The sequence below is a fragment of the Micromonospora sp. NPDC049204 genome, from assembly GCF_040647935.1.
In the GTDB taxonomy this organism is placed as follows: domain Bacteria; phylum Actinomycetota; class Actinomycetes; order Mycobacteriales; family Micromonosporaceae; genus Micromonospora.
The window spans coordinates 82,696-108,751 of record NZ_JBEZDC010000009.1 but is presented as its reverse complement, the minus strand read 5'-3'; the positions used below and the strand labels follow the sequence as shown (position 1 = coordinate 108,751).

Annotated in this window: 22 protein-coding genes and 1 pseudogene; 5 read left to right on the top strand and 18 right to left on the bottom strand. The window is 72.6% G+C overall.

The features are described from left to right. Positions 1-3: 3 nt before the first annotated feature. Together AB0A90_RS18805 and AB0A90_RS18800 are read right to left on the bottom strand one after the other, a co-directional pair. Entirely contained in the window at positions 4-1,788 is a 1,785-nt protein-coding gene (locus tag AB0A90_RS18805) for a DUF4012 domain-containing protein (protein ID WP_357249084.1), read from the bottom strand. Positions 1,789-1,885: 97 nt separating this feature from the next. Further along, positions 1,886-3,133, bottom strand: coding sequence for a glycosyltransferase family 4 protein (locus tag AB0A90_RS18800; protein WP_357249081.1), 1,248 nt, complete (start codon positions 3,131-3,133; stop codon positions 1,886-1,888). A 168-nt stretch (positions 3,134-3,301) separates the two neighbouring features. Here AB0A90_RS18800 and AB0A90_RS18795 point away from each other — a divergent pair, with 168 nt between their 5' ends. Continuing rightward, entirely contained in the window at positions 3,302-3,853 is a 552-nt protein-coding gene (locus AB0A90_RS18795) for a low molecular weight phosphatase family protein (RefSeq protein WP_357249078.1), read from the top strand. Here AB0A90_RS18795 and AB0A90_RS18790 read toward each other — a convergent pair. Further along, entirely contained in the window at positions 3,834-5,297 is a 1,464-nt protein-coding gene (locus AB0A90_RS18790) for a polysaccharide biosynthesis tyrosine autokinase (RefSeq protein ID WP_357249075.1), read from the bottom strand. The genes AB0A90_RS18795 and AB0A90_RS18790 overlap by 20 nt on opposite strands. A 264-nt stretch (positions 5,298-5,561) precedes the next feature. Here AB0A90_RS18790 and nhaA point away from each other — a divergent pair. Beyond that, positions 5,562-6,797 (top strand): annotated as a pseudogene (nhaA, locus tag AB0A90_RS18785) (Na+/H+ antiporter NhaA); the annotation flags it as partial. A gap of 27 nt (positions 6,798-6,824) precedes the next feature. On the opposite strand, the gene AB0A90_RS18780 reads toward nhaA, so the two are convergent. The 10 genes from AB0A90_RS18780 to AB0A90_RS18735 all read right to left on the bottom strand — a co-directional run bounded on the left by AB0A90_RS18780 (position 6,825) and on the right by AB0A90_RS18735 (position 14,570). Then, positions 6,825-7,022, bottom strand: coding sequence for a hypothetical protein (locus tag AB0A90_RS18780; RefSeq protein WP_357249072.1), 198 nt, complete (start codon positions 7,020-7,022; stop codon positions 6,825-6,827). Beyond that, on the bottom strand, positions 7,019-7,339 hold the full coding sequence (locus AB0A90_RS18775) for a hypothetical protein (RefSeq protein WP_357249070.1): 321 nt from the start codon (positions 7,337-7,339) through the stop codon (positions 7,019-7,021). Before AB0A90_RS18775 ends, AB0A90_RS18780 begins: the two co-directional genes overlap by 4 nt. After that, positions 7,333-7,707 carry a DUF1622 domain-containing protein gene (locus AB0A90_RS18770; RefSeq protein WP_357249067.1) on the bottom strand — a complete coding sequence of 125 codons (375 nt, stop codon included), beginning with the start codon at positions 7,705-7,707 and terminating at the stop codon, positions 7,333-7,335. The genes AB0A90_RS18775 and AB0A90_RS18770 overlap by 7 nt, the downstream gene beginning before the upstream one ends. Before the next feature lie 39 nt (positions 7,708-7,746). Beyond that, positions 7,747-8,334 carry a TMEM165/GDT1 family protein gene (locus tag AB0A90_RS18765; RefSeq protein WP_124816196.1) on the bottom strand — a complete coding sequence of 196 codons (588 nt, stop codon included), beginning with the start codon at positions 8,332-8,334 and terminating at the stop codon, positions 7,747-7,749. Between the two features lie 218 nt (positions 8,335-8,552). Then, a complete protein-coding gene (gene egtD / locus AB0A90_RS18760) occupies positions 8,553-9,518 on the bottom strand; it encodes an L-histidine N(alpha)-methyltransferase (protein WP_357249064.1) in 966 nt (321 codons plus the stop codon). Between the two features lie 49 nt (positions 9,519-9,567). Further along, complete coding sequence (egtC, locus tag AB0A90_RS18755) at positions 9,568-10,314, bottom strand: ergothioneine biosynthesis protein EgtC (RefSeq protein WP_357249061.1); 747 nt, start codon at positions 10,312-10,314, stop codon at positions 9,568-9,570. Positions 10,315-10,354: 40 nt separating this feature from the next. Next, positions 10,355-11,692 (bottom strand): ergothioneine biosynthesis protein EgtB, encoded by a 1,338-nt coding sequence (gene egtB / locus AB0A90_RS18750; protein ID WP_357249058.1) that lies wholly within the window; start codon positions 11,690-11,692, stop codon positions 10,355-10,357. 41 nt (positions 11,693-11,733) lie between these two features. Then, on the bottom strand, positions 11,734-12,972 hold the full coding sequence (gene egtA / locus AB0A90_RS18745) for an ergothioneine biosynthesis glutamate--cysteine ligase EgtA (RefSeq protein WP_357249055.1): 1,239 nt from the start codon (positions 12,970-12,972) through the stop codon (positions 11,734-11,736). 157 nt (positions 12,973-13,129) lie between these two features. Next, on the bottom strand, positions 13,130-13,921 hold the full coding sequence (locus AB0A90_RS18740; RefSeq protein ID WP_357249052.1) for a hypothetical protein: 792 nt from the start codon (positions 13,919-13,921) through the stop codon (positions 13,130-13,132). A gap of 16 nt (positions 13,922-13,937) precedes the next feature. Next, entirely contained in the window at positions 13,938-14,570 is a 633-nt protein-coding gene (locus tag AB0A90_RS18735) for an RNA polymerase sigma factor (protein WP_357249049.1), read from the bottom strand. A 540-nt stretch (positions 14,571-15,110) separates the two neighbouring features. Here AB0A90_RS18735 and AB0A90_RS18730 point away from each other — a divergent pair. Both AB0A90_RS18730 and AB0A90_RS18725 read left to right on the top strand, forming a co-directional pair. Next, on the top strand, positions 15,111-16,484 hold the full coding sequence (locus AB0A90_RS18730; RefSeq protein ID WP_357249046.1) for a serine/threonine-protein kinase: 1,374 nt from the start codon (positions 15,111-15,113) through the stop codon (positions 16,482-16,484). Between the two features lie 126 nt (positions 16,485-16,610). Continuing rightward, positions 16,611-17,873, top strand: coding sequence for a nucleotide sugar dehydrogenase (locus AB0A90_RS18725; protein ID WP_357249044.1), 1,263 nt, complete (start codon positions 16,611-16,613; stop codon positions 17,871-17,873). A gap of 172 nt (positions 17,874-18,045) precedes the next feature. Here the strand turns inward: AB0A90_RS18725 and AB0A90_RS18720 are convergent, their stop codons facing one another. The 4 genes from AB0A90_RS18720 to AB0A90_RS18705 form a co-directional block, all read right to left on the bottom strand. After that, positions 18,046-20,520, bottom strand: coding sequence for an ABC transporter permease (locus AB0A90_RS18720; protein ID WP_357249041.1), 2,475 nt, complete (start codon positions 20,518-20,520; stop codon positions 18,046-18,048). A 147-nt stretch (positions 20,521-20,667) separates the two neighbouring features. Continuing rightward, positions 20,668-21,333: a response regulator transcription factor gene (locus AB0A90_RS18715; protein WP_357249038.1), complete on the bottom strand. Its 666-nt coding sequence runs from the start codon at positions 21,331-21,333 to the stop codon at positions 20,668-20,670. Beyond that, positions 21,330-22,541 carry a sensor histidine kinase gene (locus tag AB0A90_RS18710; RefSeq protein WP_357249036.1) on the bottom strand — a complete coding sequence of 404 codons (1,212 nt, stop codon included), beginning with the start codon at positions 22,539-22,541 and terminating at the stop codon, positions 21,330-21,332. The genes AB0A90_RS18715 and AB0A90_RS18710 overlap by 4 nt, the downstream gene beginning before the upstream one ends. Before the next feature lie 69 nt (positions 22,542-22,610). Then, positions 22,611-23,315 carry a DUF305 domain-containing protein gene (locus tag AB0A90_RS18705; protein WP_357249033.1) on the bottom strand — a complete coding sequence of 235 codons (705 nt, stop codon included), beginning with the start codon at positions 23,313-23,315 and terminating at the stop codon, positions 22,611-22,613. 138 nt (positions 23,316-23,453) lie between these two features. Between AB0A90_RS18705 and AB0A90_RS18700 the strand changes: the two genes are divergently transcribed. After that, complete coding sequence (locus tag AB0A90_RS18700) at positions 23,454-24,890, top strand: hypothetical protein (protein ID WP_357249030.1); 1,437 nt, start codon at positions 23,454-23,456, stop codon at positions 24,888-24,890. 76 nt (positions 24,891-24,966) lie between these two features. On the opposite strand, the gene AB0A90_RS18695 is transcribed toward AB0A90_RS18700, so the two are convergent. After that, positions 24,967-25,965: a linear amide C-N hydrolase gene (locus AB0A90_RS18695; RefSeq protein ID WP_357249028.1), complete on the bottom strand. Its 999-nt coding sequence runs from the start codon at positions 25,963-25,965 to the stop codon at positions 24,967-24,969. Positions 25,966-26,056: the final 91 nt, after the last annotated feature.

The following is a 26,056-nucleotide window of genomic DNA, read 5'->3' as shown; positions in this document are numbered from 1 at the left end:
CTCCTACTGGTCACAGCTTGGTGCGGAATGAACTTGGGTGATCCAGGGGTTGGCGGTGGGGGTCAGCCACAACTCGGCCTGCCCGACTCCGGTCTTGGCCGTCAGCACGGTGGCCTCCAGCACCTTCTCGGCGCCGGGGCCGACGTCGACACTGGCGGTCGCCACGTGACGGCGGCGTTCGGTGCCGCTGCCAAGCGCCGCCTCGGCCCCGTTGAGCCGGGCCTCGACCACCGCGCCACCAGTCGGGCTGAAGATCGACACCAGGGTGCGAACGGTGTACGGGTCGCCAGCCAGACCGAGGCCGAGGACGGATTCGCTAAGTCCGGACTTCGGCGCCGTCGAGCGCAGGGTCACCCGCAGCCGTAGCTCGCGGCGACCGTCGGGCCGGCACTCGCCGACCGTCAGGTTTGCCGTCGGCCGCAGGTAGTAGCCGAGCTTCGCGCCGCTGCCGTCGTTGAAGAACACGCCGACCGTTGGCACGGTGTCCTGTTCCGGAAGCGTCCCGGCCATCCGACTCGCGCCGAATGTCCGCTGTTCCTCAGGTCGGGCACTCCAGAACAATATCCGTCGTTCAGTGATAGCACGGTCAAATGCGGACAACAACACACGCGGGTTGACATTCTTCTTGAAAAAGGCGTCGAACACCGACGCGGCGGAGGCCGCGAAGAACTCGTCCTGCTGCCGTAGGTCCAGCCGCTGGTAGCTGTCATTGAGCAGGGTCTGCACGACCTTCTCGCTGGCCAGCGGGACACCTCCGGGCACCAGCACCGGTCCGGTCGCCTTGAGCAGGTACGACAGCACCACCGGGTCGACGGCGAGCACCCCGTCGACGGTGATGTTCGTCGAGCGCCGGAACATCTCGCGGTACAGCGCGGCGGCGCTCGGGAAGTGCGGTGACAGGTTGACGTCGGCGGGATAGATGCCGGGCAGGTCGGTCCAGATCGCCCGGATCTCGGCGGGCACCTTCAGCGGCGGGGTGAACCGGCCGAGCGAGGCACTGCTGCCCTGCTTGCCCATCTTCACCGCGCCGTTCTGGGCCTCGATCATGGCGTACGCGCCGAACATGCCGCCGGTGGCGCGCAGCTCGGCGAGGTTCTGTGAGACCAGCAGGTATCGTCGCGGCCCGTTCGCGCCGAGCAGCGGCGGCAGCAGGCGGGCTCCCTGGTCGGCGGCCGTGGTGAGGCTGGCCAGACGGTCGATCTCGTCGCGCAGGTCCGTCAACGCCTGCCGGACCTGGGTGACCAGGCGGTCGGCCGGCACCGCACCCAGGTCTCGGCGGGTCCGCTGCACCGACTCGTTGACCCGGGTCAGCTCGGTGGACACCGCGGTGAGCTGAGCGAGGTCCAGCCGTCCGCCGCTCGGCACCAGTCGGGTCAGGTCCGTGCGCAGCAGCGTCGGAAACGCCTCCCGGGCCAGTTGGTCGATGGCGACGGCGATCCGGCGGACGGCGTCGAGATCGTCACCCGCGAGCGGTGTTCGCCGACCGAGTCGCCAACTCGGATCAGCCGTCGCCGCCCGAGCGGCACCGGACTGTTCCTGCAGGGCGGCGAGCGTCCGCTGGGCACGGTCGGCGTCCCCACCCACCACCTGGGCGCTCAACTCGCGGGCCAGCCCGGCGGCGTTGAGTAGATGGGTACGCGCCTGCCAGCCACGGAAGCCGATCCAGCCGCCGGTCGCCAGTAGCAACGAGCCGACGACCAGGGCGCCGAGGAGGGCACGTCGCAGTCGGGCACGCCGACGACGTCGGGACCGGCTCCGCCGTCGGGTCGGCCGTTCGCTCTCCGTCACACCACACTCCCGTTCGCGGAACCGGACAGAAGGTCGGTTCCCTGACGTTCTTAGCACGTGTCGGGGAACTTCGTACCCTTATCGACTTCTTCGCCCTTTAAGCGAATTTCCTTCGCAGATCACCGGCGGGCTCCGTGACTCGTCCCGCCGCCTCGTGCAGCAGCCGCTCGATCCGGTCCACACCAGCGGGCAGCGACATCTCCCGCAGGTACGCCGCCCGCCCCCGGCGACCCATCTCGGTACGCGCCGGCGGCGGGATGGTGGCGGCCAACCAGAACCGGTCGGCCAGCGCAGCCCAGTCCTCCGGTGGGCAGGACAGCCCCGCCCTGACTCGTTCGACCAGGTCGGCAGTGTCGCCGCCGGCCGACGCGACCACCGGTGCGGCGCAGGAGAGCGCCGCCTGCACCTTGCCGGGCACCGTGCCCCGCAGTTCCGGCAGGTCGCGCAGCATGACCAACTGATAGTCGGCGGCGGCGTACAGCTCGGGCATGTCGACAGGCGACCGACGCTCCACGAAGCGGACGTTGTCCGCGCCCAACTCGGCGGCGAGCCCCCGGACCCGCCGCTCGGCCGAGCCCGAACCGACAAGCACCAGGTCCATCGTCCGGTCCAGCGCCGCGGCCGCCCGGACGGCGGTCTCCAGCCCCTGCCGTGGGCCGATCGTGCCCGCGTGCATGACCACGCACCGACCGTCCCGGCGGACCAACTGGCGGGCCGCCGCACCGGGCGTCGCCGGATAGAAGATCCGCTCGTCGGTCCAGTTGAGCACCAGCCGGACCCGATCCGGCTCGGCACCGGCGGCGACGACCAGATCCCGCATCGACGGCGCCGCGACCGCGATCCGCGCGGCGGACCGGTAGATCCGGGTCATCGCGCTGCCCATCCGCGCCACCCAACGCCCCTCGCCCGCCTCGTCGGCGCCGTCGCGGGTCCAGACGTCCTGCACGTGCAGCACCGTCGGCACCCTCCCGAGCAGCCGGAGCACCCCGGCGGCGGCGAACGTCGTGGCCGGGAGTTGAAAGACGTACAGCGCGTCGAGGTCGCTGAAGTACCGGCGGGCGGTCAACGTCGCGCTGCCGGCGAAGGACAGGTAGCTGGCCATCCGGGCGCCGGTGGACGTGGCACCTCCGGGGTAGCGGGGCACCCTCCGCACGGTCAGCCGTTCACTGTGCGTCTCGTGGTGCCACCGCTGTCTCCAGCCGGGATAGACGTGCCCGCCCGGGTAGTCCGGAAACCCGGTGAGCACGCGGACCTCGTGCCCCCGCGCGGCCAACTCCTCGGCGAGGCTGCCGGGGATGAACGCGGGCTCGGGCGGAAAGTGGTAGGACAGAATTCCGATCTTCATCGCCGTGCCCCCGTCGGCCGCGAATCGGCGGCGATCGGCGCGGCACCCGGACCGACGGGTGGACGGCCCGCGTACGATTCCGACAACCCCTCCCCGCGCGGCCGCCGGCACCGACGCACCGTTCGCACGGTGCGCCCGCCCGCGTCCGCACCGACGAGAGGGGCACCGATGGCTGATCGCGTGTTGTTCGTCTGCCACGCCAACCTGTGCCGATCACCGATGGCCGAGCACCTGGCCCGCCGGCTGCTGGCCGAACATGTCACGGTGGCCAGCGCCGGCACCGACGCGATCGACGGGCTGTCCATGCATCCGTACGCCCTGGAGGTCGCGACCGAGAGCGGCGCGGACCCGTCGGCGTTCCGGACCCGCGGTTTGCGGCCCGAATACCTCATCGACGCGACGCTGGTGCTGACCGCCACCCGACGCCAGCGCTCGATCTGCACCGCGCTGGCGCCCAGCGCGCTGCACCGGACGTTCACCCTGCGCCAGTTCGGTCGGCTGGCCGCGGCAGCCGAGCCGCCCGCCGAGCCGGCGGACGACCCGTTGCGGGCGGCGATCGCCGCCGTCGCCCAGGCCCGGGGACGGCTGCAACCCGCCGCCCCGGACGCGGACGACCTTCGGGACCCGATCGGCGGTACGTCCGCCGACTTCCGACGCTGCGCCGAGGAGATCGAACGGTCGCTGCGACCCCTCGCCGCGCTCATCGGGGCAGCCGGGTGAGTTCCTGGGTGTGGTCGGCGACGCCGTTGACCCCGGTGGTGGTGTCGCTGTGCCGGCCGGCCATCGTCCGGTCCGCCGGCACCGCCGCCGGAGGTGTCGAGGCGACCACCCGGTAGGCCTCGTACTGGTACGCCTCGGCCTTGGCCACCTTGGCCATGTTCAGCACGCAGCCGAGCAGGCGGACCGAGACCGAGTGCAGCGCGCGGGACGCCGCGGCGACCTGGGTCCGGGAGGTACGGCCCTGCTGGCTCACCAGCAGCGCGCCGTCGGCCTGCACGGCCACGACCACGCCGTCGGTCACCGCGAGCAGCGGAGCGGTGTCGATGATCACGATGTCCGCCGATTCCCGCAGCGCCAGCAGTAGGTCCGACATCGCCTTGGAGCCGAGCAGCTCGCTCGGGTTCGGTGGGGCGGAACCGCTGGGTAGCACGAGCATCGACTTGTCGCCCCAGCGCTGCACCACGTCGCCGACCTTCACATCGCCGACGAGCACGTCGGTGAGGCCGACACCGGCGTCCAGCCCCAGGTACTCGTCGACCTTCGGCCGGCGCAGGTCCGCGTCGACGAGCAGCACCCGCCAGCCCGCCTCGGCCAGCGCGATGGCCAGGTTGCAGGAGAGCGTGGTCTTGCCCTCGCCCTGCAGCGCGCTGGTCACGGCGATGACCCGGGCCGGCTCGTGGACATCCACGAAGCGCAGGTTCGTCCGCAGCTTGCGCACCGCCTCGGCGCGGGCCGAGGTCGCGGCGTCGCCGATGATCAGCGGCTCGGTGCGGGCGCTGCTCTCGTAGGGGATCTCGCCGAGCAGCGGACTGCCGGTGGCGCGTTGCAGGCCGGCGGAGTCCCGCAGTCGGACGTCGGCGACGCCGCGCAGGATCGCCAGGCCGACGCCGAGCACCAGGCCGATCAGTCCGCCGAGGGTGAGGTTGCGGGTGGGCTGCGGTGAGACCGGGTTGGCGGTGACCCGTGGGCCGCTGACCACCTCGATCTTGATCGGCGCCTTGCCCTCGGATGTCGTCTCGACCTTCTGCACCAGGTCGACGAACTTCGCCGCGAGCGACTCCGTCACCCGCAGCGCCCGAGCCTGGTCGGTGTCGGTGACCGAGGCGCGCAGCAGGACGGTGCCGGTCTCGGTGGAGGTGCTGACCCGGCTCCGCACCTCGTCCGCGGTGAGGCCCACCGGGGTCTCGGCCACCACGCTCTGCGCCAGCCGGTCGCTGGTGAGCAGGTCGGCGTACGACTTGACGCGCTGTTGGAGGAAGAGCCCACCCTGGTAGGCATCGCTGACGCCGGAGTTGGGGGTGGTGACGAAGAAGGTCACCGAGGCGACGTACCGGGGTTGTGCCCGTACGGTCAGGAACGCCGAGGCGCCCAGGGCCACCATGACCGTGACCAGCACGACCCACCAGTGCCGACGCACGTGGCGCAATTGGCGGAGCAGGTCCATCAGGTGCGCCTCCGCGTCGGTCCGGTTACGCCAAAAAACTTCACGAAAACCCCCAAGGTCGTCTGTCAACTCGTGAAACCATTAAAGCGGCTCTTACGGCTTATGTCCGGAGTTAGGTGGTTCTGACTTCGACACGTGCGCCCGCATAACCAACCGGGCAAAGGGGCATTCGGCTGCGGCGAGACCCGGGGAAAAAGTCGGCCGCCGATCGGATACCGACCGAACGACCCCTGCGGTCGCCACCGCACCCGAGCCCGGATAAGGACGGTCGGTGGCGCGCTGCTGCTGCTCGGCGCCGTGACAGCGCTGCTCTGGGCCAACTCGCCCTGGTCCGACTCGTACACCCGGCTCGGCGGTTGGGTGCCCTGGCCCGACGGCGCGCCCTGGCACCTCGACCTGGACGTGGCCACCTGGGCGGCGGACGGCCTGCTGGCCGTCTTCTTCTTCGTGGTGGGCCTGGAACTCAAGCGGGAGTTCGTCGCCGGGGAAGTCCGCGACCCGCGCCGGGCCGCGCTGCCCGTGGTGGCCGCCCTCGGCGGGATGCTGCTGCCGGCGCTGATCTACGTGGCTGTCGTCGTGGCCGGGGGTGGGCCGGGGCTGCGCGGCTGGGCGATTCCGACCGCCACCGACATCGCCTTCGCGCTCGCCGTGCTCGCACTGGTCAGCTCACACCTGCCCCAGGGCCTCCGCGCCTTTCTGCTCACCCTCGCCGTGGTCGACGACCTGTTCGCCATCACCATCATCGCGGTCTTCTACACCGCCGACTTCCATCCCGTCCCGCTGCTCGCGGCGCTGGCGCCGATCGGGGTGTTCGCGGTGCTGGTGCGACGCGGCCACACGTGGTGGTGGGCGCTGATCCCCCTCGCGACGGCGGCCTGGGCACTCGTGCACGCCTCCGGCGTGCACGCCACAGTGGCCGGTGTCCTGCTCGGCTTCACCGTCCCGGTGCTCGCCCGTCACCGGACGGCGGGCACCGCCGGCACGGAGACGGACGACGGCGGGCTCGCGGCGCGCCTGGAGCACCGGTGGCGGCCGGTGTCGGCAGGCATCGCGGTGCCGATCTTCGCCCTGTTCGCCGCCGGGGTCACCCTGCGCGGCACCGACCTGGGCGCCCTGCTGACCGACCCGGTGGTGCTCGCCATCGTCGCCGGACTCGTGCTCGGCAAGAGCATCGGCATCTTCGGCTCGACGTACCTGCTGGCCCGGTTCACCCGGGCCGAGCTCGACGAGGACATCACCTGGGCGGACCTGGGCGGAATCGCCCTGCTGGCCGGCGTCGGGTTCACCGTGTCGCTGCTCATCGGCGACCTGGCCTTCGGCGCAGGTAGCACGGCCGACGACCGGGTCAAGGTGGCCGTACTGCTCGGATCGGTGCTCTCCGCGGGGCTGGCCGCCGCGGTGCTGACCCGCCGCAACGCCGCGTACCGCCGGGTGGCGCAGCGGGAGCGGCTCGACGCCGACGGCGTTCCCGACGTCTACCAGCGGCCCACCGACCGTTGAGCGACGCCCGGCCGGGTCACCCGGCGGTCAGCGGTGACGCTCGGCGGGCGGCAGGTCCTCGGTCTCCTCGGCCAGCGCCTCCGTGGCCGGTGCGGTGAGGTCGTCGCCCGGCACCGCGACCGCCTCGACACGATCCTGCTCGTCGGCCTTGCCACCGGGCGGCGGCTCGGGAGCGGTGCCCTCGCCGGCGAAGCCGTACTCGTTCGGTTCGTCGTGCCGGCTCATGTGGTTTTCCTCCCGCTTTCCCCGGTTTCACCTCTCACCGCCAACGGTAGGCGGTGATCGTCCTCGGCGCAGGGCGCCGCGGATTGTCGGGACCAGGGCGGTGGGGTGCTCAGCGCCGCCCCGAGCAGTTGGCGCAGGGCGATGATCGCCACCGCGCCGGCCAGACCCTTCCACCCCGGATCACCGGCGAGCCGCAGCAGGCCGGCCGCGGTCAGCAGATCCAGCAGTACCCGGACGCCGCTGCGCAACGCCCCGGTGAAGAGCGTGGTGAGCACCCCGGCGACCAGTGCCAGGGCGGTGACCGCCGTGATCAGCACGCCCGTTCCGTGCGTCGCTCACCCTCGGCCACCTGCCGCTGCTCCTGACGAATCTCCCGACCCAGGAAGTAGTTGAGCGCCGTTCGGATCGTCGCGATCGCGGCCAGTTGGCCGATCTGGTCGAACGACGGGGACACCGCCGTCCGCAGGACGTCGGCCGCCAACTGGAATTCGAGGCCGAGGGTCAGGAAGCGACCCAGGGAGAGCCGGATCGGCGTGAAGCGGGCGGCGCTGCGGTGTCGTAGCCCTTCGACCACGAACCGCACCGCCGCCCAAACCGCCCCGACGAAGATGACGAGCGCGCCGGCGACCTCCACGACGGCAACCAGCACCTGGTCGCCCTGGCGCAACAGCTCGGCCGCATCCACCGGAGGCCGTTACCCGCCCTCGGGCCAGCTAGTCGACACTCAGGTCAGCTCGTTGACCGCCTCCAGGATCAGCCAGAGACCGGAGATGGCGAACAGGATCGCGGCACCGTACTTGATGGTCTTCTCCGGCAACCGCCGACCGAGCATCCGGCCGACCAGGATGGCCAGCGCGTCCGCAGCCACCATGCCGATGGTGGAGCCGAGCCAGGTGCCGAACCAGCCGTACTTGGTGGCGAGCGTGATCGTGGCGAGCATCGTCTTGTCGCCCAACTCGGCCAGGAAGAACGCCACCGACACCGCCACGATCGCGGTCTTGCTCGTCTTCTCCGCCTTGCGCTTCTCCTCCTCGGTGAGCTTGTCACCGCGTAACGTCCACGCGCCGAAGCCGAGGAACGCCACACCGGCCACCAGGGAGATCCACTCGGTCGGCAACACCGCCCCGAGACCCACGCCGATGGCCACCGACGCCAGGTGCACCACCGCCGTGGCGACCGTGATGCCGATCAGCACCGGGATCGGCTTGAACCGCGTGGCGAAGGTCAGTGCCATCAACTGGGACTTGTCCCCCAGCTCGGCGACGAAGATGACGCCGAAGCTGATCACCAGCGCGGCGAAAAATCCCTCCATGACATCCTTCCCGTTCACGCCGGGAGGAGGTACAGGGGCGCCCTCGACCCGGCTGCAACAGCCTGAGTCGAAGGTCTCGCCCGCCCCGGAAAGGACCGGGGCCGCGTGGCCGGATGCGGAACGCACCAGTATGTCGACCACGACATTGGGGGCTACTCCCCTTCGCGGGATCAGCCTAGCCGATCACCACCGGGCCGGGCCGGGGTGGGTGAACCGGCTCACCGTGCCCGCGCCAGCGTGACCCCGAAGAGCCCGTCCGGGTCGGTCCAGAACTCCGTCGTGGCGAAGCCCGCCGTGGCCAACTCCCCGGCGATCCCCTCCGGGCGGAACTTCGCCGAGACCTCGGTACGCAGCTCCTCCCCGGCGGCGAAGTCCACGATCAGGTCAAGCACCCGTACCCGCATCGGCCGGGTTGCCCGCAACCGCATCTCGATCCACTCGTTTGTCGGGTCCCAGTGGGCCACGTGCGCGAACGCCTCCGGATCGAAGTCGGCGCCCAACTCCCGGTTGATCACCCGCAACACGTTGCGGTTGAACTCGGCGGTGACCCCGGCGGCGTCGTCGTACGCGGGCACGACCACCGACGGGTCCTTCACCAGGTCGGTGCCGAGCAGCAGCCAGTCGCCGACCTCCAGCGCGCCGCGCATCGCCGTCAGGAACTCGGCCCGCTCGGCGGGCAGCAGATTGCCGATGGTGCCGCCCAGGAACGCCACCAACCGACGGCCGCCGGTGGGCAGCCGGTCCAATTGCCGGGTGAAGTCGCCCACGATGCCCCGGACCCGCAGGCGGGGAAAGTCCGCGGCGATCTGGGCCGTGGAACTCGTCAACGCGCTCACCGACACGTCGAGCGGGACGAACGTGCCCAGCCCGCCGCGCCGGCTGAAGGCGTCCAACAGCAGCCGGGTCTTCTCCGACGAGCCGGAGCCCAACTCGATCAGGGTCTTGGCCCCGGTCAACGCCGCGATCGCGGGAGCGCGCTCGGCGAGCACCGCCCGCTCGGCCCGGGTCGGGTAGTACTCGGGTAGCCGGGTGATCTCCTCGAACAACTCACTGCCCCGGGCGTCGTAGAACCACTTCGGCGGCAGCCATTTCTGCCCGGCGCTCAGCCCGGCCCGGACGTCGTCGCGCAGGCCGCGCTCCAGGTCGCCCTCTTCGAGGTAGATCTCCAGCGGATCCGCGGTCATCGGTTCGCCTCTCTCTTGGACCAACAGGTGGTGCCTCGATCGGTGCGGTTCACCGGATCGCCAACGGGCGTACCCGCACCTCGCCCGCCGTGGCCAGGACCAGGTGCCCCTCCGGCACCGCCCGCCACCCCGGGTCGTCGTCGTGCGGCTCGGAGGCGAGCAGCACCGAGCCCGGCGTCGCACGGACGGACAACGCGTGCCCGTACACACTGGCGACCGCCCGGCGGCCGTCGGTGAGCAGCAGGTTGAGCCGCGACCCGGGAGCCGCCGCGGCCACGTCCGTCACCGTCCGCCCGACCGCCTCGGACGGGTCCTCGCCGGCGCGCAGCCGATGCCGCACCAGCGCCCAGAGCAACGCCGAGTCGGTGGCGGCGTCCAGCGTGAGCAGGTCACGCACCGGCAGCCCGGCGGCGAGCGGCACCACCGCGTCCGGCCAGCCGCGGACCACGCCGTTGTGGCTGAACAACCACCGCCCCTCGGCGAACGGCGCGGCCGCGCCGTCGACCACCGCCATCCCGACGGTGGCCGAGCGCACCGCCGCGAGCAACGCGCCGGAGGAGGTGACCGCGGCGAGCTGGGCGATCGTCGGGTCGCTCCAGATCGGCTGCGCCCGCCGGTAGCGCACCGGCTCGCCGTCGCCCGGATACCAGCCGACCCCGAAGCCGTCGGCGTTGATGGTGCCGCCGCCACGCATGTCACGCGGCGCCCAGGACTGCCGCACCAGCGAGTGCGCCGGGTCGAAGAGCACCTCGGCCAGGGTGACCGGCGGCCCCAGGTAGGCCAGGTGACGACACATCAGCGCCCCGCCCGCGCCGGGCCGCCGACCGCACGGTGGATCACCGGTACGACTCCTCCGGTCGGACGTCGCGGGCGCAGCGGAAACCACTGAAGATCTGCCGGCGGATCGGATAGTCCCAGTTGCGGAAGGTGCCCCGACAGGCCGAGCGGTCGGTGCCGAACGAGCCGCCGCGCAGCACCCGGTAGTCGCCGCCGAAGAAGACCTCCGAGTATTCGCGGTAGGGAAACGCGGTGAAGCCGGGATGCCCGTCGAACGCGGTCGAGGTCCACTCCCAGACGTCACCGATGAGCTGGTGCACACCCAACGGCGAGGCGCCACCCGGGTACGCGCCCACCGGCGCCGGCCGCAGATGACGTTGGTCGAGGTTGGCGTGGGCCTCGGTCGGGTCGCAATCCCCCCAGGGATAACGGCGCGACCGCCCGGTCGCCGGGTCCCACCGGGCCGCCTTCTCCCACTCCGCCTCGGTCGGCAGCCGCTTGCCGGCCCACGCCGCGTACGCCTGCGCCTCGTACCAGCACACGTGCACCACCGGCTCGTCGGCGCGGACCCGGCTCCACCGGCCGAAGCGCCGGTACGACCAGTCGTCACCGTCGCGGCGCCAGTGCAGCGGCGCGCCGAGCTGCTCCCGAACCCGGTGCGACCAGCCCGCCGCGCTCCACCACCGCGGATCGGTGTAACCGCCGTCGGCGATGAACGCCGCGTACTGCCCGTTGGTGACCGGGGCGGCGTCGATGACGTACGCGGGCAGGTCGACGCGGTGGGCCGGGCGCTCGTTGTCCAGCGCCCACGGGTCGCTGTCGGTGCCCATGGTGAACTCGCCGGCCGGCACCAGCACCTCGCCACCAACCCCGACGGTGGGCTCGGGGGGCGGCGGGGCGTGCAGCACCGCCGACCCCGATCGCAGTTGGTGGGTGGCGAGCATGGTCTCGTCGTGCTGCTGCTCGTGCTGCACGATCATGCCGAAGGCGAACCCGTCGGCGACCAACGGCCGCTCGGTGAACGACACCCGGTCGAGCAGGTCGTGCACCTTGTCCCGGACGGTGGCCAGGTAGGCGCGCGCCTCGGCGGGCGGTAGCAGCGGCAGCGTGGGACGGTCCCGTCGCGGCTGCTTGAACGCGTCGTACAGGTCGTCGATGTCGCACCGGACCGGCTCGCGGCCCCCGACGTCACGGACCAGCCACAGCTCCTCCTGATTGCCCACGTGGGCGAGATCCCAGACCAGCGGCGACATCAGCGGTGAGTGTTGGCGCAGCAGATCCGCCTCGTCGACCACCTCGGTCAGCAGCGTCGTGCGGGCGCGGGCCCGCGCCAACTCTCCCGCGATCCGGTCGCGCAACCGCTCCCCGTCGGTGTGTCCCGTCGTGCTCGCGCTCACCACGCCGCCCTTCGCTCGCGTCCCCGGCGCACTCCTCGTGGTCACCTGTGCCGCCCTCCCGTCGCGGCGGACAGCCGCCGTCGTAGTCCGTGCTGGATCTCGTCGTGGATGCCCGCCGCCAGGTCCAGCCGGGGCAGTGTGCGCAGGGCCAGGTCGAGCAGCGCCGCCGCCGCGGCGGCGAGCGCGGGGTCGGCCAGGCCGTGTCGGGCGGCGGCCGACCAGCGGTGCGCCACCGGCGCGGCGACCTCGTGTGCCGCGCGCACCGTGCCCAGATCGCTGAAGAGGGCGGCCAGCACCGCCAGCGGTAGTCGCCAGTCCCGGTCGGACTGGGCGTCCAGGTAGCGCAGCTCCAGATAGCCGCGCGGGCGCACCGGCGGAAAGAGGGTGCTGACGTGGTAGTCGAGGTCGTCGGTGGTGGGCGGTCGGGGCAACGCGCCGTCGAGCCAGTCGGCGAAGGTCACGCCGGGCGGCGCGGTCCAGTTCGTGCCCTGCCGGCGCAGACAGAGCAGGGGCGCGGCCAGCACGTACCGGATCCAGCTGGCGGTCGGGTCGTCGTCGGCGTGGCCGGGCGTCCAGACCGGGCGGGTGCGGGCCGGGTCGATGGCCAGCCAGGCGGCCATCCGCGCGGAAGCCCAGCCGGTGCGCCGCCCGGCGTGCCGGTTGGCCGACGCGAACACCGCGAGCAGCGGCGGCCCGACCGCGTGGGCGGCCGCCCAGCGAGCCGCGACCTGGTCCGGCTCACCGGCGTCGAGGCAGATTTGCAGGCCGGCGGTGCTGTACATCATCGTGCGGCCGGCTGCGCCGTGCCTGTCGAAGGCGTCGCGCATCGCGCGGTAGCGGGGAGTTTCCACCACCGGGCGGGGCCGTCGGTGGGGGTCGATGCCGCTGCGGCCGAGGATCAGCCCGGCGGCGGCCAGCAGGTCGGTGACCTGGGCGATGTCGGCCTCGGTGGCCTGGATCAATGCGGTGACCGAGGGGCGGGGCGGGGTGGATATTTCCAACTGGCCACCCGGCTCGAGGGTCACCAGGCCGCCGTGTCGCAGCGGCTCGGCCGGGCTGGTGGCATCCAGCGTGGCGGGGCTGTGCCGCCCCAGCGCCGCCCGTAGCCGCGTCGGGTCGACGGGGCGGGCGGGATCGGCGGCGTCGTGCACGGTCCATTCCAGTTCGACGCCGGTGAGTGTCGGTGGGCCGGTCTTGAAGCAGATCCGGGCGAGGTGGTGGCCTGCGGCTCCGGACTCGCGCAGGATGGCGCTGCGATCCAACTCGGGTGACGTCACCAACGGTAGGGACCCCTCTCCGTGTGCCGACTCCGGGACACGGGTGCCACCGTAAACCCACCCACCGACACCGTCGGGGACGTACGAGCGCCACCCACCCCTGTCTAACAGACGATTTTCCCACGCAGGGCGGAACGGAAACGCGGCTGCCACCGGCCGTTCACGGACGGGCGGGGTGGCCCGTCGGTGACGGTGGCGCCTTGGGCTTCGCCGGCTCGGACGGTCGGGACTCGGGCACCAACCGCTGGCAGTACGCCTCGACCTCGGCCACGCCGCCGGCGGCGGCGACCAACCGCTCGAAAGCCGGCGTCCGTAGTGCCTGCTCCCGTTGTTCGGGCTTCTTGGCCTGCCAGGCACGGCACAGGCCGTGCAACTGGCCGGCCGGCGCGCCAGGGGTCGACGGCGTGCCCGGTGACGGCGGGCCGGGCACCGGCGGCCGGTCCGACACCGGCGCGCTGGGAGACGGTTGGCCCGACGCCGGTGGGGCGGGCGGGGTCGATCGACCGGGCTCGCCGGACGTGGGTGCGCTCCGGTCGGGGCTCGCCGACGTCCGCGACGGCGTCGGTACGACCGGCTCCGGTGTCCGGTCGAGGTTGACCGCGGCGAAGGCGGCGCCCGCCGTGGCGGTGGCCGCGACCGCGCCGATCCAGATCAACGCGCCGGTGGTCAGGCGGCGACGGCCGGGTCGGTGGGGCACGGACGGCGCCGGCGCGGCCCGGGCGGCCCGGAACGCGGCCAGCGCGGCCTCCTCGCCGGCCAACTCTTCGGGCCGGGCCGGGCCGGAGGCCGCGGCGAGCACGCCGGCCACCGGGTCCGCCGGGGGTACGCGGGCCGGCTCCCCTCCGGGCGACGTGGCCCGTCGTGCCTGGTCCGACGACGCGTCCACGTCGGCGCGGGCCGAGTCGAGCAGCCGTTCGGTCTCGGCGTGGTCGACGCGCCGGAACGGGTTCATCCAGAATCCCCTCACGTCAGCCGTCCGCCGGCTCGGCGTGCGGTGCCCGCAGGGATGCGCTGCCGCCCGTGCGGGGTGGTGGCACCCCGTCGACCTCGACGGACGGCTCGGCCGCGCGCTGCGTCTCCAGCACGGCCGCGAGCCGCCGCAGACCGCGGTGGGCGGCCGTGCGGACGGCACCGGCCCGGCGGCCCAGGACCCGACCGGCGGATCCCGCGTCCAGCCCGATCACGGCCCGCAGCAGGACCGCTTCGGCTTCCCGGGGAGGCAGGGTGGCGATCAGCGCCAGGGCCGTCTCGGTGCCGATCGTCTCGCTGGCGCCCTCGGCGGTGTCCGCCGTGCTGGCCAGGTCGACGAGCGCGTGCACCGGGACCGGCAGGGACGGTCGACGGCGCAGCCGGCGCAGGTGGTCCATCGCCCGGTTGCGGGCGATCGTGACGGCCCAGGCGCGGAACTCGCCACCGGTGAAGGTGGGCAGGTCGCGGGAGATCTGCAACCAGGTCTCGGAGGCGACGTCCTCCGCGTCCGGGCCGACCAGGGCGGTCAGGTAGCGCAGCAGGCCCGGTTGGAGACTGCGGTAGAGCAGGCGGAACGCGTCCTCGTCCCCCGCCTGCGCCGCGCTGACCGCCTCGGACAGTTCGCCGGTCATCCGCGCCCCGTGGCGTGTCCGGCTCGGGCCGCCCTGCTCCGCCGCGACGGAGCAGACCACGCGGTACGCATCGTCCGACCGCTCACCACCCGCCCCGCCGCCCTCCGCCGATCTGGTCCCACCCGTGACCGAGGTCGTCGGCCCGGGGTGTCTGTGGGCCGATGCCAGGGTCGTCAGCTCGGCGCGCCGACGGCCGAGGTGACCGGGGGCGGCTCGAGCCGGGCTAACGCTAGGACGGGGCCAACGACGCGACAAGCCGGGACGTTGTCACGGAAGAGTGACAATAATCAACCCGGCGAGCCGGCGTGTCGTCATCACTGCCCGTGAGCAGAGCGCGCAAACCTGGCCGCTTCCCACCCTTTCGGCCAGCGTCGATCACACCGACGTGCCGAGATATGTCACCTTTCGTCACAACACGTTGCCGCACCGTCACGGGGCGGCGGTGTCCATCCAGGTCAGAACGGATACGCCGCGGTTGTCACTCGTTCGGCGGACAGCCCGTGTCGCGCCGCCGTGCGCCACTCTGGGTACGGTATTGCGGTGTTGTCATCGGGGGTCGTGCTCAGCGGTCGGTACCGCCTGGACGAACGTGTCGCCACGGGCGGCATGGGCGACGTCTGGCTTGCCGCGGACCTGATCCTCGGCCGGCAGGTCGCGGTCAAGGTGTTGCTGCCGACGCTGGTCTCCGACCCCGACTTCATCGCCCGGTTCCGAGCCGAGGCCCGGATCATGGCGGCGCTGCGGCACCCCGGCATCGTGCAGGTCTTCGACTGCGGCGCCGACGACCTGCCCGACGGCGCCGGTCGGGCGGACTACCTGGTCATGGAGTTCGTCGCCGGCGAGCCGTTGTCCAAGCGGATCGAGACGGCCGGCCGCCTCGACGTGGGCGAGACGATGTCGATCGTGGCCCAGGCCGCCGCGGCGCTGAACGCGGCGCACCGCGGCGGCATCGTGCACCGCGACGTCAAGCCCAGCAATCTGCTCGTGCTCGAGGACGGCTCGGTCGTCCTGGTGGACTTCGGCGTGGCGCGTTCGCTCGACATCACCAGCATCACCAGCACCAACGCGGTGCCCGGCACCGCCCTCTACATGGCCCCCGAGCAGGCCGCCGGGCGACCGGTCACCGGCGCGACAGACATCTACGCGCTGGGCGCGGTCACCTACTGCTGCCTCACCGGAAGTCCGCCGTTCACCGGCGACAACCCCCTCCAGGTTGCCGTGCGACACCTCGACGACGAGCCGCCGGAGCTGCCGCACGAGATTCCGGAGGCGGTCCGCGCCCTGGTGTCCCGGGCCCTGGCCAAGGACCCGCTGGACCGTTTCACCAGCGGCGCGGCGATGTCCGAGGCCGCCCGGACCGCGGTGACCGGCGGCGAGCCGCCCACCGCGATGGTGGCAGCCGCTCCGCTGCGCGACGCCGGGCCGGGCGCCCGCGGCGACGGGCCGGTTGGCGCGGCGGTGGCGGGTGGGGCTCGGGACGCGCGTCAGCGACGCCGGGGTCCGCTGGTCGGCGCGGCGGTGGCCGTGCTCGTCGCGGTGGTCGGGCTCGGGGTGGCACTGGCCACGGCGCGCAAGCCCAACGACCCGGCGGTCAACCTGCCGTCCAGCTCGCCGACGGCGGCGCCGAGCGGCCCGTTGGATCTGCCAGCGGGCAACGAGCAGATCGCTACCGGTGGCCCGACCCGGCCCGACCGGTCGGTGGTGCCCGGCAACTCCCCGTCGGCGTCGATCTCCGTCACGCCGAGCACGCGCCCCAGTCAGACGGTCAACCCGCCGACACCTTCGGTGACGCCGACGATGACCACCCCGCCGACCACCACCGCGCCGAGCACCCCGCCGACCCCGTCTTCCGTGCCCACTCCGACGGCCACGGACAGCCCGCCGGCCGTTCCGGAGGGACCGGAGGTCAACTGAACGCGCCGGCTTCGCCGGGCGCCGACAGTCCCACCAGCACCGATATCCCCAAAACGGACTTGAACCGCCGAACACCCCTCTAGGCTCCTCAGCAGGTCATATCCACCATCTGCTGCGGGAGCCTGGGTGAAGGCTGAAAAGCTGGTCGTGATCGGTCAGGGGTACGTCGGGCTGCCGCTGGCGATGCGCGCGGTGGAGGCGGGGCTGGACGTCGTCGGCCTCGACGTCGACGCCGACCGGGTGAAGCGTCTCGCCTCGGGCGAGTCGTTCATCGAGGACATCCCGACCGACCGGCTGGGCCGCGCGTTGGGGAGCGGCCGGTACCACCCCAGCACGGAATACACGGATGCCGAAGGCTTCGACATCTGTGTCATCACCGTGCCGACCCCGCTGCGCGACGGCACCCCCGACCTGAGCTTCGTCGAGCAGGCCGGTGTCGGCATCGGCCCGTACGTCCGCCCGGGGTGCACGGTGATCCTGGAGTCGACCACGTACCCGGGCACCACCGAGGAGTTGCTGCGCCCCCTGTTGGAGTCGGCCAGTGAGCTGCGCAGCCCCGGGGACTTCCATCTCGGCTACAGCCCGGAGCGGATCGACCCGGGCAACCCGACGTGGCGGTTGGAGAACACGCCGAAGGTGGTCTCCGGTGTGGACGCGGCGTCGCTGGCCAGGGTGGACGAGTTCTACCAGCGCCTCGTGGAACGCACCGTGCCGGTGGGCTCGACCCAGGTGGCCGAGCTGACCAAGCTGATCGAGAACACCTTCCGCCAGGTCAACATCGCGCTGATCAACGAGCTGACCATGCTCTCGCACCACCTCGACATCGACGTCTGGCAGGCGATCGACGCCGCCGAGACCAAACCGTTCGGATTCCTGCCGTTCCGGCCCGGTCCCGGAGTCGGCGGACACTGCCTGCCGATCGACCCGTGTTACCTGTCCTGGCAGGTCAAGCGGCGCCTCGGCCGGCAGTTCCGGTTCATCGAGCTGGCCAACGACATCAACCACGAGATGCCCGAGCACGTCGCGCAGCGGATCATGGCGGGACTGAACCGGGACAGCCGGGCCGTCAGCGGCGCCCGGCTGCTGCTGCTCGGTCTGGCGTACAAGAAGAACACCGGCGACATGCGCGACTCCCCCGCGGTCGACGTGGCCCTCCGGCTCCGGTCGCTGGGCGCCGAGGTGCACGCGGTCGAGCCCTACGCCGAGGCGCACCAGATCCCGGCCGGGGTGACCGTGGTCGGGCTCACCGAGCAGGAGATCCGTGCCGCCGACGCGGTGGTGGTGGTCACCGACCACGACAGCTTCGACTACGACCTGGTGGTCCGGCACGCGCGCTACGTCTTCGACACCCGCAACCGGTGCGTCGGCCCGATGGTCGAGCGCCTGTAGACCCGGCACCGCTGGCCGGTCCCGCCGCCGGGGAAGACGGCGGGACCGGCCGGCGGATGTCCGTTCCCGCCCCCGGACGGCCGGCCCCGTCGACGGAGCCGGCCGGCCGCAGCGGGCGGCGGCAACCGCTGGACGCAGCGGACGGCGGCACCGCCGGCGGGTCCAGCGTCGGTCACTGGTCGGCGAGCGCCTCGACGACCGGGCGGGACAGCGCCCGGCGGGCCGGCAGGACCGAGGCGAGCAGGGCGGCCAGCACCGCGACGCCGAGGATCAGCCCGAGCTGGCCGAACGGCAGCACCAGGTGGAAGTCCCCGCCGAGGCGGGTCAACAGGGCCATCGCGGAGGCGCTGACGCCGGTGCCCAGCCCGACGCCGAGCACCGCACCGACCAGTGCCATCAGCACCGCCTCGACGGCGAGCACCGCCCGCATCCGTCCTCGGGTGAGCCCGACCGCCCGCAGCACGGCGTTCTCCCTGGTCCGCTCGACCACCGACAGGCTCAGCGTGTTCGCCACGCCGACCAGGGCGATCACCACGGCCAGGCCGAGCAGCGCGGTGACGAAGCCGAGCACCATGTCCACCGTGCCGGTGAGCATCTTCTTGTACGCGCCCTGGTCCATCAGGTTCACCGTCGGGTAGCTGGCCAGCACCGCCTCGACCACGTCCCGGGCCCGCTCGGCGCTCACCCCGGCGGCGGGGTCGATCTCGGCCAGGAAGCCGCGCTGACCGGGGAAGAGCGCGGCGAAGTCCGCGTCGGCCATGTCGATGACGTGACCCGCGGGCGCGCCGTCGGCGGGTGTGTCGTCGGTGACCACCGCCGCCACCCGGAACGACCGGTCCGCGACGGTCACCGGGGAGCCGACCTCCAGGCCGCGTGCCTGCGCCAACTCCCGGTGGACAAGCACCTGCCCGGGACCCACCCGGGTGGCGTCGCCGGTCAGCACCCCGCCCAGCGTCCGGCTGACCAGCGCCGGGTGGGCCGCCCGGATCTCGACGCCGGCGACGACGGTGTGGCGCTGCTCGTGCACCACCCCCAACTCGGGTCGGGCGGCAAGCTCGCCGGTGAGCGCGGCCGGGAGTTCCTGGCCGATTCCGCTGACCACGAAGTCCGTCCCGATCTGGGCGTCCACGCTGCGCTCGATGCCGTCCTTGGTGCTACGCGCGCCGACCACGAAGGCCGACACCAGTCCGATCCCGATCACCAGGGCGGTGGCGGTCGCGGCGACCCGCCGCGGATTGCGGACCGTGTTGGCCACCGCCAGCGCGCCGGTCGCCCCCAGGACGCGACGGGCCGGCCAGCCGAACACCCGGGCCAGCGCCGGGACGAGCACCGGCCCGAACAGCACGATCCCGAAGAAGGTCAGCACCCCGCCGGCCGCCACCAGCACCAACTGGCCGGCGCTGGCGGCACCGGCCAGCGCGGCGACACCGACGGCCAGCAGCACCGCGCCGAAGGCCAACCGAACCCGGCCGGCGCCCCGGCTCGGCTGCACCGCGGCGTCGGTGAGCGCGGCCACCGGCGCGATCCGGGTGCCCCGCCAGGCCGGGAACAGGGCGGCGCACACGGTGAGCGCGGTGCCCAACAGCAGGCCGGTCAGCACCGTCGAACCGGTCACGGTCAGACCACCGGTGCCCGGCACGTCCAGATGGGACATCAGCAGCCGCAGTCCGGCGGCGAGGGCCACCCCGAGCAGCACCCCGAGTGCGGAGGCGGCCAGCCCGAGCACCGCCGACTCCAGCAGGGCGGCCCGGAACACCTGCCCCCGGGTGGCGCCGATCAGGCGCAACAGGGCGGTGCGCCGGGTGCGCTGTGCCAGCACGATCGCGAAGGTGTTGGCGATCACGAAGCCGGCCACCACCACCGCGACCCCCACAAAGATCAACAGCAGCATCCGGAACTGGTCCACATTGCGGACCGACTCCTCGACGGCCTCGTCGAGGATCCGCTGGCGACTCTTCACGGTGGTGTCGCCGCCGGCCACGGCACGGACCCGCTCGGTCACCGCCGCGACGGAGGCGCCCGGTCGGGCCGCCACCATGATGCGGCCGTACCCCCGCTGGCCGGTGAGGGCCAACGCGTCCGGCCCGACCAGGCCGACGAACGGGCCTCCCACATCGCGCACGGTGCCGGCCACGTCGACGGTGCCCACCAGGGTGTACGGGCGGGCCGCGCCGCCACTGCCGCCGACGCGAACCTCGTCGCCGAGGGCGAAGCCCTCCTCGGTCGCCGTCGGCGCGTCGAGCACCACCTCCCCGGCCCGGTCGGGCAGCCGGCCGGCGACCACGTCGTACGAGCGCAGAGCCTGCTCGGTGGGGATGGCCACGAGCATGGTGAAGCCGAGCACCGGACGGCCGTCGGAGCCGACGATCCCGGCGGTGTTGGTCAGCTCACCGGCCGCGGCGGCCACCCCGTCGACCGCCCGCACCTCATCGACGAGGGCCGGCGGCAGCAACTCCGCGCCTGTCGCGTAGACCCCCAGGTCGGTGTGCCGGTCGAAGGTGCCGGCCCGCTCGTACGCCCCGGTCCGCATCCCGTCTACGAAGATCATCGTGCCGGCGACGAACGCGACACCGAGCACGACGGCCAGCGCGGAGAGCAGCATGCGCAGCGCCTCGGCACGCAACGAGCGCAGGGTCAGGCGGATCATGCGGGGCTCCCGGTGCAGGTGGCGGATCGGACCCCTCCGACGCTATGGTCGCCGCCGGTCGGTGGATCTCCACCTGCACTCTCGACCTGCGTGCGTCCCGGGTCGCGGTGCGCCCACCGCCCCCTACGCCCCAGGTCGTACGCGGCGTCATCCGCCGGGTGTCACCAGCCCGCTCTCGTACGCCAGGACCACCGCCTGGACCCGGTCGCGCAGCTGGAGCTTCGCCAGGATCCGACCGACGTGGGTCTTCACCGTCGCCTCGGCCACGTGCACCCGGGCGGCGATCTCCGCGTTGGACAGGCCCTGTGCGACAAGCAGCAGCACCTCCCGCTCCCGCTCGGTGAGCTGCGTGAGGCGCGGGTCCGCGCTCGGGGCGGCGCCGAGCTGCCCGGCGAACCGGTCCAGCAACCGCCGGGTGATCGACGGGGCCACCACCGAGTCGCCCTGGGCCACCACCCGGATCGCGGCCAGCAGCTCCTCCGGCGGGACGTTCTTGAGCAGGAACCCGCTCGCCCCGGCCTGGAGGGCGGCGAACGCGTCCGCCTCGGTGTCGAAGGTGGTCAGCACCAACACCCGGGGCGGGCCCGCGGGCCGGCCGGCGCAGAGCTGCCGGGTCGCCTCCACGCCGTCCATGGTGGGCATCCGGATGTCCATCACGACCACGTCGGCCTCGGTGCGGGCGAGCACCCGCAGGGCGTCCGCGCCGTCGATCGCCTCCCCGACCACCTCCAGGTCGGGCTGGGAGCCCAGCACCATCCGGAACCCGGCGCGCACCAGCGCCTGGTCGTCCACGATCACCACCCGGACCGTCATGCCGCGATCACCTCCGTTGCCGGCTCCGACGGTAGCGGTAGCCGGACCTCGAGCTGCCAGCCCCCGGCCGGCCGGGGGCCGGCGGTGAGGCTGCCGTCGTACACCGTCACCCGCTCCCGCATGCCGAGCAGACCGTGACCGCCGGACGGCGCCGGGCTGACCAACGGGCGACCCCGACCGTCGTCGCGCACCCGGACCACGACGGCCTCGGCGGTGTGGGTCAGGGCGACCTCGACGACGGCGCCGACGCCGGCGTGCTTGAGCGCGTTCGTCAGCGCCTCCTGCACCACCCGGTAGACGGTCAGCTCCAACCCCTGAGGCAGGGCCGGCTGTTCGCCGGTGACGGTGCTGCGGATGTGCAGCCCGGCGTCACCGAAGCGGGCCAGCAGGTCGGGCAGCTCGGCCAGCGCCAGGCGCCGGTGCTCCGGGTCGGCGGCCGCCACGAGCCCGTCGCCGCCGGACGGGCCAGCGTCGCGCAGGACGCCGACCAACCGGCGCATCTCCTCCAGCGCCGACCGCCCGGTGTCCGCGACCACCTTCACGGCGGTGCGGGCCTGCGCGGGGTCACGGTCGAGCATGAACCGGGCGCCGTCGGCCTGGACGATCATCACCGCCAGGCTGTGGGCGACGACGTCGTGCAGCTCACGAGCGATCCGGGTGCGCTCCTCGGCGACCGCCGCCCGGGACTCGGCCTCCCGTTCGCGTTCCAGGGTGGTGGCTCGTTCCTCCAGGCTGAGCACGTAGAGCCGGCGGGTCCGCACGTTCAGCGCGACCAGCCACACCGCGCCGGTGACCAGCGCGTACCACAGCGCGGTCACCCACCAGCTGATCACGCCCGGCGTCTGCACGGCGGCGAGCACCACTCCCACGGCGGCGACCGCACCGGCGAGCACCGCCGCTCGCAGCCGCTCGCCGTACTTCACCACGCTGTAGAGCGCGATCAGGACGGCGACGTCGAACGGCAGCGGACCCCACCGGGCGATCACCTGCACCAGGCCGAGCGCGGCGATCACCACGGTCACCGCGCCCGGGTGCGCGCGGCGGAACAGCAGCGCCACGGCCATCCCCAGACAGACCAGCGCGGCCGCCCAACCGCCCGCCAGGTTCGCCGCGCCGGCCAGGCCGATGAGGGCCACCACGACGGAAACGGACACGTCGAAGGCGACGCCGCGCAGCGGGCGACCGAACATCGTGCGTTCCACGGTCACCCAGCGTACGTGCCGGTCGACGGGTCCTCGCGCCTTGGCCGGACCGGTTCGCGCGCGGTCCGGCGCGGGTCAGCGGCCGAGGACCTCGCGCATGCGGTCGATCTCGACGGTCTGCTCGGTGGCGACCGAGGTGGCGAACTCGTTGAGCGTGAGGTCGGAACCGACGGTCAGCAGGTTGGTGGCCATCTCGATGGCACCCTCGTGGTGCGCGGTCATCATCTGGACGAAGAGCCGGTCGAAGTCGGGGCCACGGCTGGCGGTGAGCTGCCGCATCGCCTCGGGTGACTGCATGCCGCGCATGGCGCCGTGGTCGTGCCCCTCGACCTCCGCCGGGAGGCCGCGGGTCTGCAACCAGCCCCGCATCATGCCCATCTCCGGTCCCTGGCTGGCCCTGATGCGCTCGGCGAGGGCGCGGATGTCGGGGTCGGCCGCGCGGTCCGGGGCGAGTTCCGCCATCGCGAGGGCCTGCGCGTGGTGCGGGATCATCATCCGGACGAACAACACGTCCAGCGAGTTGTGCGGTGCGGGACCCGCGTCGCGGACCTCGTGGGCCGCGCGGGTGGCCGCGGCCTCACCCGGGCGGCCGGGCGCGATGACGGTCAGGTCGGTGGGGACCGGGCTGACCGTCGGCGAGGCGGAGGTGGCGGGCGCGGATGCGGACTGGGCAGCGCCGGTCGGGGCGTCGCCGCCGGCGCGGCTCACGACGACTGTCACAAGCGCGAGCAGGAACGCCAGTGTGACGATCGCCAGGGTTCGTGCGCGCCGATCGGTCATGGGCCACTCCCTGGAGTCGAGGTCATCGCGATGCTATCCATTGACGCAGGCACTTTGATGTGACCCGCATCACATCGACGTTCTTCGTCGGACGGTAAGGTGTCGACAATCATCTCCCCCTTGCGAAGGGCCTCGCCGATGATCAGACTCCACATGCCACGGCCACGACACCTGCGCATCGTGGCGCTCGCCACAACCGGGCTCCTCGTCGCCAGCGCGCTCGTCGCCCCGCCCGGCAACGCCCAGGTGGCACCGCCGTCGGCCCCCACCACCAACGCGATCCCCGGCGTCGACGAGATCGTCAGCAGCCCCAACCTGCGGCAGATCGCCAACGTGCCCAAGGTCGCCCCACTGGACGCGACGAACAGCGACATCGCCTTCCAGGGCAAGTACGCGTTCGCCGGCAACTACAACGGCTTCGTCATCTACGACATCTCGCGGCCCAGCGCCCCGACGGTCACGGCCCGGGTGCTCTGCCCGGGGTCGCAGAACGACATCTCCGTGCACGGTGACCTGCTCTTCCTCTCCACCGACTCGTCGCGCAGCGACGACTCCTGCAACAGCACCACGCAGGGGGCGGACGTGAAGGGGTCCTGGGAGGGCATCAAGGTCTTCGACATCAGGGACAAGGCCAACCCCCGCTACATCAAGTCCGTCGAGACGGCCTGCGGCTCGCACACCCACACCCTGGTGCCGGGCAAGGACCGCAAGGCCATCTACCTGTACGTCTCGTCGTACAGCCCGCGGGCCGAGTTCCCGGACTGCCAACCGCCGCACGACTCCATCTCGATCATCAAGGTGCCGCTGAAGAAGCCCACCGACGCCGCCGTGGTGGCGACGCCGAACCTCTTCCCGGACGGCGGCTTCCCCGGCAGCGGGACCGGCTCGGCGACGACCGGTTGCCACGACATCACCGCCTACCCGTCGAAGGACCTGGCCGCCGGCGCCTGCATGGGTGACGGCATCCTGCTCGACATCAAGAACCGGGAGGCGCCCCGGGTCATCAACCGGGTCCGGGACACCGTCAACTTCGCGTTCTGGCACTCCGCCACGTTCAACAACTCCGGCACCAAGGTGATCTTCACCGACGAGCTGGGTGGCGGCGGGGCGGCGACCTGCAACGAGGCCATCGGACCGAACCGGGGCGCGGACGCCATCTACGACATCGCCGGCCGCGGCGACGCCCGGACGATGACCTTCCGCAGCTACTACAAGATCCCGCGGGTCAACGCGGCCACCGAGAACTGCGTGGCACACAACGGCTCGTTGGTGCCGGTGCTCGGTCGCGACATCATGGTCCAGGCGTGGTACCAGGGCGGCATCTCGGTCTGGGACTTCACCGACTCGGCCAACCCGAAGGAGATCGCCTTCTGGGAGCGTGGCCCGCTCTCGGCAACCCTGCCCGTCGGTGGTGGCACCTGGTCGGCGTACTACTACAACGGCCACATCTACTCCAACGACATGGTGAAGGGCCTGGACGTCCTGGAGCTGAACGACTGGCGGACCTGGACGGCCAAGCTGACCCGTTACAACGAGCTCAACGTGCAGACCCAGCCCAGCTTCCTCGGCTGGTAGGCACCAAGCACGACACCGGGCCCGGCCCTCGAATCCGCAGGGCCGGGCCCGTCCACGTTCCCAGGGGGTACGCGCGTCAGCGCACGGCCAACTGGTAACGGCGCTCGCCACCGCCCGCGGTGATCAGTCGAACCTCACCGCTGCGCAGGCCGTACGTCACCGACCAACGGGTATGCCCCTGCCGAACGGCGGCGAGGATGCGGTGCGCCGCGTCGGCGTCCACCACCGCGCCCGCGTCGGTGAGCACGGCGGCGATCTGCCCGTACCGGCGGTCCTCCCGGCGGCGCTGCTCGGGCACCCCTGCGACCGGCACGTTCGTGAGCGCCTGCCAGCCGCCCGTGCCCCGCTCCACCCGCATCTCCCCGTCCACGAACTCGACCACGGCGGATGCGCCGGACGCGTCGCCCAGCAGGTAGTGCAGCGGCGGCCCTCCGTCGAAGTCGAGGTTGTGCCGGGTGAACACGGCAACGGCCTCGTCGACCGTCGCGGCCCGGTCCAGCACCAACCGCAGGATCCGCACCGAACCGACAGTGGGTCTGCCCGCGACCGGGCGGGCGGTCGCCGCGTCGTCCGCCGCCAACCCCACGGCGAGGCCCCGCTCGTTCATGCCGTCGAAGGGCAGCAGCGGCGCGTCGAGCAGCCGACGGTCACCGGCCGGGTCCGCGCCGACCCCGAGGTAGGAGATGTCGACGAGCGACACGGCCGCGTAGCCGTCCGGCGGGTCGGTCCGCAGCACCAGCGCCGGGTTGGCGTCCCAGTCGAAGTTGCGGGCGAACAACGGCCGCGCCGGGTCACCGGCGGCGACGAACAGCGAGCAGCCGAACGGACTGGGCGGGGCCGCGTCGGTCCCCACCGTCGGGTCGTATGCCCCGACGTACGTCATCTCGTACAGCGGCAGGTCGTCGACCCGGCGCAGGCTGGCCATAGTCTGCTCGGCCTGGGCGGCGTCCTGGCGGGAAGCGGCCGGGGCGGCGGCCGGCGACCCGACGCGCGACGGGCCCGCCGGCCCGGATGTGGCACAGGACGTCAGGGCGAGCAACAGGGCCGTCGCAACGGCCGGCAGGGTCCTCCGCATACCCGTTGGACGCTATGGCAGCGGTAGACGGTTGTCCACCGCGCTGTTTCACCCCGGCGCATCGCCCACCCCGGCCGCCCCCGAGTTCACC

Coding starts and splice junctions, on each gene's coding strand:
- AB0A90_RS18800 (WP_357249081.1), bottom strand. CDS start 3,133: ATGAAGATCGGAATTCTGTCCTACCACTTTCCGCCCGAGCCCGCGTTC.
- AB0A90_RS18795 (WP_357249078.1), top strand. CDS start 3,302: ATGGCTGATCGCGTGTTGTTCGTCTGCCACGCCAACCTGTGCCGATCA.
- AB0A90_RS18790 (WP_357249075.1), bottom strand. CDS start 5,297: ATGGACCTGCTCCGCCAATTGCGCCACGTGCGTCGGCACTGGTGGGTC.
- AB0A90_RS18780 (WP_357249072.1), bottom strand. CDS start 7,022: ATGAGCCGGCACGACGAACCGAACGAGTACGGCTTCGCCGGCGAGGGC.
- AB0A90_RS18765 (WP_124816196.1), bottom strand. CDS start 8,334: ATGGAGGGATTTTTCGCCGCGCTGGTGATCAGCTTCGGCGTCATCTTC.
- egtD (WP_357249064.1), bottom strand. CDS start 9,518: ATGACCGCGGATCCGCTGGAGATCTACCTCGAAGAGGGCGACCTGGAG.
- egtC (WP_357249061.1), bottom strand. CDS start 10,314: ATGTGTCGTCACCTGGCCTACCTGGGGCCGCCGGTCACCCTGGCCGAG.
- AB0A90_RS18740 (WP_357249052.1), bottom strand. CDS start 13,921: ATGAACCCGTTCCGGCGCGTCGACCACGCCGAGACCGAACGGCTGCTC.
- AB0A90_RS18735 (WP_357249049.1), bottom strand. CDS start 14,570: ATGACCGGCGAACTGTCCGAGGCGGTCAGCGCGGCGCAGGCGGGGGAC.
- AB0A90_RS18720 (WP_357249041.1), bottom strand. CDS start 20,520: ATGATCCGCCTGACCCTGCGCTCGTTGCGTGCCGAGGCGCTGCGCATG.
- AB0A90_RS18715 (WP_357249038.1), bottom strand. CDS start 21,333: ATGACGGTCCGGGTGGTGATCGTGGACGACCAGGCGCTGGTGCGCGCC.
- AB0A90_RS18705 (WP_357249033.1), bottom strand. CDS start 23,315: ATGACCGATCGGCGCGCACGAACCCTGGCGATCGTCACACTGGCGTTC.
- AB0A90_RS18700 (WP_357249030.1), top strand. CDS start 23,454: ATGATCAGACTCCACATGCCACGGCCACGACACCTGCGCATCGTGGCG.
- AB0A90_RS18695 (WP_357249028.1), bottom strand. CDS start 25,965: ATGCGGAGGACCCTGCCGGCCGTTGCGACGGCCCTGTTGCTCGCCCTG.